Here is a 6,748-nt window from a genome sequence, read left to right on the forward strand (position 1 = left end):
GTCCAGAGGCTCAGCCAGCTTGCCCGAAGCCTGATCCAGCCGGATCAAGGGGTTGTCGGCCGGCGGCAGGCGGCGGAACCGGCGAGCCAGCGACAGCCGCGGGATCGACGCGAGATCGCCCACCGTCCGCAGCCCCAGACGGCGCAGCAGCAGCACCGTGTCAGGCGCCAGTCGCAGCGCCGCGACCGGCAGCGGCAGCAGCGCCGAGACGTCCTGCGCCTCGGCCCGCAGCGCGCCGAACCGCGCCAGCCCCCAGGCCGCGCCCCATGTGGGCGCGACCGCGACGCGCGCGGTCAGGCCGCGCACGGCCAGGTCGCCCTCGATGGCGGCCAGCATCCCGGCCTCGCCGCCCCACAGGTGATCGGCGCCGGTGGTGTCCAAGACCAGCCCGGCCCCCCCGCCCAGGGCGGCGTCGGGGCCGGAACGGTCGGCCGCCGTGCCCAGACAGAACCGCCGCGCCCACAGCGCCAGCCGGTCCAGCGCCGCCGCATCCCCCTGCGGGTCGGCCGGCTCGGCATGCAGGCCGGGGCAGACCGTCCGCGTATCGGCGAGCCTCGCGCCCGCCCGCACCCCGGCCTGCACCGCCGCGGCGTTGGCGGCGTGGATGACGGGACCGTGCCCGCCCTCGGTCCACAGCGCAAAGGGCTGGTCATCGGGCGGCGGACAGCCCGTCCGCGCCTGCCGGCGCCGCCACCGTTCCAGCGGCAGGAAGGGCAGTGAAATGCAGGCGATCCGCCGCGTCATGGCGCACCGCCCAGACCCCGGGGCGCTTGTCGCGCGACCGGAACAGCTCGGCCCGCCAATGCGGATCGCCCGGCGCGGCGGGGTCGTCGGCATGGGGCATCGAGGGCAGGGACGAGACCCGCCAGCGGTCGCGCAGGGCGCTGGAATCGGGCTGCGCGGCATGGCGGATCAGCCACAGCCGCACGCCTGACGCCTCGGCCCGGACCGCCAGCCGCCGGGTCGCGGTAAAGCTCAGCGCCGCGGGATTGCCGTGCAGTTCCACCACCACCGCCGACAGGGCGCGGCAAGGCAGCGCCTCCTCGGCGGCGATCAGGGCATCGCGGGGATGGGAAAGCCGCAGCGTCCAGACCGTCCCGCCCCAGCCGGCAAACCAGGGCCGGCCGGCATCGACCATGCTGAGCCGGTCCTGCACCCACAGCGTCGGTCCCTGCAACTGCGCCCGGACGAAGCCCGCCGCCGCCCCGTCCGGGGTGGCGAACACCTCGCCGCAGGACGCGGGCAGAGGTTGAGGAGAGAGGGGGGCAAGCGAGGACATGCATGAGTCGGCGTAACGATGTTCTTGTTATGTTCTAGCAACGCCGGGGGATGAGTCAATCGCCGTGGCCCCCGCGCCGTGCGGCTTTGCGGGCGGGCGCTTGCGGACGGCACGCGAGCGCGCGTGTTCCAAGGACACCCGCCGGCCACGCTCGCCTCGGGTCCGGCGCAGCGGTTCGGGGAATCGGGTCGCCGTCCACGCTAGGCGCCGGCGTGGCACACCGGCAGCGTGGCGACCGGGGCCGGGGTCCAGACCGTCGCCGCCAGTGCCGACAGGCCGAGCGTCCGGCTGACCAGCCGCCCGAACCGGGTGGGCGAGCCATAGGGGCCCGACCACAGCGTCCACAACAGGCCCGCCTGCAACGCGATCACGTCACCAGCAGCAGCCTGCCCTGGGCCGGGGCCAGGGCGAGGCCGTGGCGGGAACAGACCATCCCCTCGAGCCCGTAGACCGCGCTGAAGGCGGCGATCCACAGGGTGAAGGGGGCGGCGGTCCGCAGGATGTCCCTCATGCGAAGACCCGCGGCAGCCATGCCGCGGCCAGCCTGACCAGCCCGGCCAGCGCGGCATAGTCGGCCCATAGCCGCAGGATCCGCAGCTCTCCGAACCGCCGGGACGACAGGGAGCCGGCGATGACCCAGACCGTCGCATCATAGGCGTGGGAATCGGGCGCGCCCACGCCGTCGATCACCACGAGGCTAGCGCCGATCCAGGCCAGCAGCCCGAACCCGGTGGCGACCAGCCCCGGCCAGGGCGAGCCGCCCCCCCGCAGCCCGCGTTCCGCCAGCCGGGGTCCGGCCACCGCCAGCGCCGCGCCCAGCCCGGCCAGCGCCGGGCCGGCGAGGGTCGGCTCGAGGTAGGCGCGCGGCGGCCAGTCGGGCGCGACCGTCCACAGGAACGCATAGCCGAACAGCAGCGACCCGAACAGCACCGCGTCCGCCGCCAGCAGCAGGAACAGCGTCCCCCACCAGCCGGGCGGGTCCGCCACCTCGGCCGCCGCCAGCAGCGCGACCCCGCGGCCGGCGTCCAGCGGGCCGCGATCCTCGCGCTCGCCCGGGACCCAGGCCCACCGCATCGACATGACGGCGACGATGGCCAGCGCCACCATCGACGCGGTCCACAGCTTGAAGACCGGCAGCAGGAACCCGAGGCTGGTCACCACCGCCATCAGGAACGGCAGCACCGTATTCCTTGCGAAGACGACGATATAGTCCGGCGCGCCGTCCGCGGTGCGGACCGACAGCGTCTCGCGCCGGCCCCGGATCGGGTCGCCCAGGAAGCCCTCGCCGCGGGCGATCCGGACCGGCAGGTCGGATCGTCGTGCAGCGGATAGCGATGCGCGATCACCGGGATCGAGGCGATGTTGTAGGATGGCGAGGGCATGGCGGTGGCCCATTCCAGCGTGCCCGCCCCCCAAGGGTTGCGCGGCCTGCGCCCGGCGATGATGGCGCTGATCGCGATGTCGAGGATCACCAGCGCAACGCCGACCGCCAGCACGAAGCCGCCCCGTTGTAGCCGGCGCCGAAGCCGTTCTGGCCCAGACCGTTCGCCGCGACCGAATAGCCCTCGTGCCCTTGCGCAATCAGCGTGATGACCAGCGCGGCCAGAATGGCGCCGATGATCTGGGCGATCACGTAGGTGACGAAGTCAACGACCGTCATGCGGCCGGCGGCCAGAAATCCCATCGACACCGCCGGGGTGAGCTGCGCGCCCGAGATCGCGCCAAGCCCATAGGCCGCGGCGACGATCGACAGGCTGAACGCCATCGCGATTCCGATGCATTCCTTTTGACGATGGGGTCCAAGCCCCCGCCGGTCCCGTGACCCGGTTCTCCGAAGCTGTCAACGCACCTTTTCGCCACCCGCGCCGGCCGAGCGCGGGAAATCCGCGTCCGTCATCCAGGGGGGTCGCGCGGCCCACGGCGAGGGACGCCTTGCGCGCGCGCGCCGCGAGGCGGCAGGCGCGATCGAGGCGGCAGCGTCAGGAGGAAGAAAAAGGCCGCCAGGAGGTCGTGAAACCTGTCCTGACGGCCCTGGAATGATGGTGGGCGATAACGGATTTGAACCGCTGACATCTTCGATGTGAACGAAGCGCTCTACCGCTGAGCTAATCGCCCGGTGGCGCGCTGCATAGCGCCTGTCGGGGCGGGCGGCAAGTCCCTTCGCGGTGGCAATCGTCAATACTCGTCGTCAGGGGCGACGTCGGGGTGCGTGTCGGGGGTCCCCGCGCCGGGTCCCGGGCGGCGCAGCCGCAGGACCAGGACCTCGCTGCCCTTCACCGTCTTCTGCCGGCTGACCCGCGCCTTGCCGAAGGGGGGCAGGGCCAGCGTCTCGCCTGCGGCGATGGCACGGCCGAGTTCGGCCAGCGTCGCCTCGACCGCGCGGCGCAGCTGCGCGTGGGGCAGGTCGCACGAGGTCCCCACCCGGCCGATGAAGTCGCGCTTGTGCAGGACGGTCGCGGGCGACGGACTGGCGCGCCCTGCCGCGTCGGGCCGGGACTCGGCAGCCCCGACGGGACCGGCAGGCAAACCGGCCTGTTTTCCGCGCCGCTTGCCGCTTTCCGCGCGCCCGGCCGCGCCGGCCGGGCGATTTGACCGGCCGCGCCCGGTGCCGTGGCTGTCGCGCCCGCGCGGTGCCGGGGTCTCGTCGCCCGGATCCTGATCGTCCGCCATGACCGTCCTGTCCTTCTTTGCCGGGTCCGGCCGTCCGCGTACGGCCCGCTCGACCACAATGCCCTGAAAAGGGCGACGCGCGCCACTGGGGCGCGCGTCGTTGGCTTACATCCGGCTCAGTGCGCGGTGGCGGCCGTCGCGGTGCCGTCGCGCAGCGCGGCGAGGCGCTTGGCCTCGGCGATCTCCCACGCGGCCTCGTCCCACTCCATCGGCTCGGGCATCCGGACCAGGGCATGCTTCAGCACCTCGCGGACGTTGGACACCGGGATGATCGTCAGCCCCTCCTTCACGTTGGCGGGGATGTCGGCGAGGTCCTTCTCGTTTTCCTGCGGGATCAGCACCGTGCGGATGCCGCCGCGCAGGGCCGCGAGCAGCTTCTCCTTGAGTCCGCCGATCGCCAGCGCGTTGCCGCGCAGGGTGACCTCGCCGGTCATCGCCACGTCCTTGCGGACCGGGATGCCCGTCATCACGCTGACCACCGAGGTGACCATTGCCAGACCCGCCGAGGGGCCGTCCTTGGGCGTCGCGCCTTCCGGAACGTGGACGTGGATGTCACGCTTGGTGAACTGGGGCGGCTCGATCCCCAGTTCCGGCGCCACCGACCGCACGAAGCTTGCCGCCGCGTCGATCGATTCCTTCATCACGTCGCCCAGTTTCCCGGTCGTCTTCATCACGCCCTTGCCGGGCAGCTTCAGGGCCTCGATCTGCAGCAGATCGCCGCCGACCTGCGTCCAGGCGAGACCCGTCACTACTCCGACCTGGTCGTCCTTTTCGGCCAGGCCATAGCGGTGCCGGCGAACGCCGAGATACTCCTCGGCCTTCTCGGGCGTGACCTCGACCGACTTGACCTTGCCCTTGAGGATCTCGGTCACCGCCTTGCGGGCCAGCTTGGCGATCTCGCGTTCCAGGTTCCGCACCCCGGCTTCCCGCGTGTAGTAGCGGATCACATGGGTCAGCGCCTCGTCGGTGACCGAGAACTCGCCCTTGCGCAGGCCGTTCGCCTTGATCTGCTTGGGCAGCAGGTGCTGGCGCGCGATCTCGCGCTTCTCGTCCTCGGTGTAGCCGGCGAGAGAGATGATCTCCATCCGGTCCAGCAGCGGGCCCGGCATGTTGTAGCTGTTGGCGGTGGTCAGGAACATGACGTTGGACAGGTCGTATTCCACCTCGAGATAGTGGTCCACGAAGGTCGCGTTCTGTTCCGGGTCCAGCACCTCGAGCATCGCCGAAGCCGGGTCGCCCCGGAAATCCTGCCCCATCTTGTCGATTTCATCCAGCAGGATCAGCGGGTTGGTGGTCTTGGCCTTCTTCAGCGCCTGGATGATCTTGCCGGGCATGGACCCGATATAGGTCCGCCGGTGCCCGCGGATCTCGGATTCGTCGCGCACCCCGCCCAGCGAGATGCGGATGAACTCGCGCCCCGTGGCCTTGGCCACCGACCGTCCCAGCGAGGTCTTGCCGACGCCCGGAGGGCCGACGAGGCACAGGATCGGCCCCTTCAGCTTGGCCGAACGGTTCTGCACGGCGAGATACTCGACGATCCGCTCCTTGACCTTTTCCAGCCCGTAATGGTCCGCGTCCAGCACCTGCTCGGCCACGGCCAGGTCACGCCGGGTGCGCGACTTGACGCCCCACGGCAGCGACAGCAGCCAGTCGAGATAGTTGCGGCTGACCGTCGCCTCGGCCGACATCGGCGACATCGACTTGAGCTTCTTCAGCTCGGACAGCGCCTTCTCGCGGGCCTCCTTGCTGAACTGAGTCTTGGCGATCTTCTCTTCCAGCTCGGCGATCTCGGTCTGGCCCTCGTCGCCATCGCCCAGCTCGCGCTGGATCGCCTTCATCTGCTCGTTGAGGTAATATTCGCGCTGCGTCTTCTCCATCTGGTTCTTGACGCGGCTCTTGATCTTCTTCTCGACCTGCAGGACCGACATCTCGCCCTGCATCAGGCCATAGACCTTTTCCAGCCGCTGGGCGACGTCCAGCGTCTCGAGCAGGTCCTGCTTGCGGGCGATCTCGATTCCCAGATGACCGGACACGAGGTCGGCCAGCTTGTGCGGGTCGCGCGCGTCCGCGACCGAGGACACCGCTTCCTCGGGGATGTTCTTGCGGACCTTGACGTATTTCTCGAATTCCTCGGCCACGGCGCGGACCATCGCGGCGGCGCTTTCGGCGTCACCCTCGGTTTCCGCCAGCGGCTCGGCCGAGGCCTCGAAATACTGGTCGTTCTCGGCAAAGCCGGTGATGCGGACGCGGGACTGCCCCTCGACCAGCACCTTGACGGTGCCGTCCGGCAGTTTCAGCAGCTGCAGCACGTTGGCCAGAACACCCACCTCGAAGATGCCGTCGGCTTCCGGCTCGTCCACGGCGGCATCCTTCTGGGCCGCCAGCAGGATCGGCCGATCCTGTTCCATCACCGCCTCCAGCGCACGGACCGATTTGTCACGGCCCACGAACAGCGGCACGATCATGTGGGGAAACACCACGATGTCGCGCAGCGGCAGCACCGGATAGGTGGTTTGGGTTTGATCGTTCATCAGTCGTCCTTTCATGCCCGGACCGGGACGGCCCCCAATATGGCGGGCGCGGGCCGGTCCTGCCTGGATGCAATTTAGGAAGGCAAGGGCGGTGCTGCAATGGCGACGGCGGGGGCCTGGCGGGGGCCCCGCCGTCGCCGGGCCCCGGCGGCGCGGCGGGGGGCGGCCCGGCGGGCCTTCCCGTCGGGGCGGCCCGGCCGGCCGCCGCGGGCCCTTTTCCTTTACCTCCCCCCGCTCCTGGCAAACCCGGCCCCCGCCCTCCCTCCGG

The 6,748-nt window shown here is 70.9% G+C and carries 8 protein-coding genes and 1 tRNA gene; all 9 read right to left on the reverse strand.

Annotated elements, in window-relative coordinates:
• On the reverse strand, positions 1–744 hold a 744-nt coding region (locus IC63_RS16140; protein ID WP_036722427.1), incomplete at its 3' end, for a Y-family DNA polymerase.
• Complete coding sequence (locus IC63_RS16145; protein WP_156965529.1) at positions 650–1,279, reverse strand: hypothetical protein; 630 nt, start codon at positions 1,277–1,279, stop codon at positions 650–652. The genes IC63_RS16145 and IC63_RS16140, both read right to left, overlap by 95 nt.
• A gap of 200 nt (positions 1,280–1,479) precedes the next feature.
• Positions 1,480–1,650 (reverse strand): hypothetical protein, encoded by a 171-nt coding sequence (locus tag IC63_RS18995; protein WP_232222651.1) that lies wholly within the window; start codon positions 1,648–1,650, stop codon positions 1,480–1,482.
• A complete protein-coding gene (locus IC63_RS19000; RefSeq protein ID WP_232222652.1) occupies positions 1,647–1,790 on the reverse strand; it encodes a hypothetical protein in 144 nt (47 codons plus the stop codon). Before IC63_RS19000 ends, IC63_RS18995 begins: the two co-directional genes overlap by 4 nt.
• On the reverse strand, positions 1,787–2,674 hold the full coding sequence (locus tag IC63_RS16155; RefSeq protein WP_052042334.1) for a hypothetical protein: 888 nt from the start codon (positions 2,672–2,674) through the stop codon (positions 1,787–1,789). Before IC63_RS16155 ends, IC63_RS19000 begins: the two co-directional genes overlap by 4 nt.
• A 73-nt stretch (positions 2,675–2,747) precedes the next feature.
• Positions 2,748–3,056, reverse strand: coding sequence for an aquaporin (locus tag IC63_RS19005; protein ID WP_408633591.1), 309 nt, complete (start codon positions 3,054–3,056; stop codon positions 2,748–2,750).
• Between the two features lie 263 nt (positions 3,057–3,319).
• Positions 3,320–3,394, reverse strand: a tRNA-Val gene (locus IC63_RS16165).
• 60 nt (positions 3,395–3,454) lie between these two features.
• A complete protein-coding gene (locus IC63_RS16170) occupies positions 3,455–3,949 on the reverse strand; it encodes an HU family DNA-binding protein (RefSeq protein ID WP_232222653.1) in 495 nt (164 codons plus the stop codon).
• A 116-nt stretch (positions 3,950–4,065) separates the two neighbouring features.
• The gene (gene lon, locus IC63_RS16175) at positions 4,066–6,480 is read right to left on the reverse strand and encodes an endopeptidase La (protein WP_036722428.1); all 2,415 of its coding nucleotides are present in this window, start codon (positions 6,478–6,480) and stop codon (positions 4,066–4,068) included.
• Positions 6,481–6,748: the final 268 nt, after the last annotated feature.

Origin of the sequence: Paracoccus sphaerophysae (genome assembly GCF_000763805.1) — a bacterium.
In the GTDB taxonomy this organism is placed as follows: domain Bacteria; phylum Pseudomonadota; class Alphaproteobacteria; order Rhodobacterales; family Rhodobacteraceae; genus Paracoccus; species Paracoccus sphaerophysae.

Coding starts and splice junctions, on each gene's coding strand:
- IC63_RS16145 (WP_156965529.1), bottom strand. CDS start 1,279: ATGTCCTCGCTTGCCCCCCTCTCTCCTCAACCTCTGCCCGCGTCCTGC.
- IC63_RS19000 (WP_232222652.1), bottom strand. CDS start 1,790: ATGAGGGACATCCTGCGGACCGCCGCCCCCTTCACCCTGTGGATCGCC.
- IC63_RS16155 (WP_052042334.1), bottom strand. CDS start 2,674: ATGGGCCACCGCCATGCCCTCGCCATCCTACAACATCGCCTCGATCCC.
- IC63_RS16170 (WP_232222653.1), bottom strand. CDS start 3,949: ATGGCGGACGATCAGGATCCGGGCGACGAGACCCCGGCACCGCGCGGG.
- lon (WP_036722428.1), bottom strand. CDS start 6,480: ATGAACGATCAAACCCAAACCACCTATCCGGTGCTGCCGCTGCGCGAC.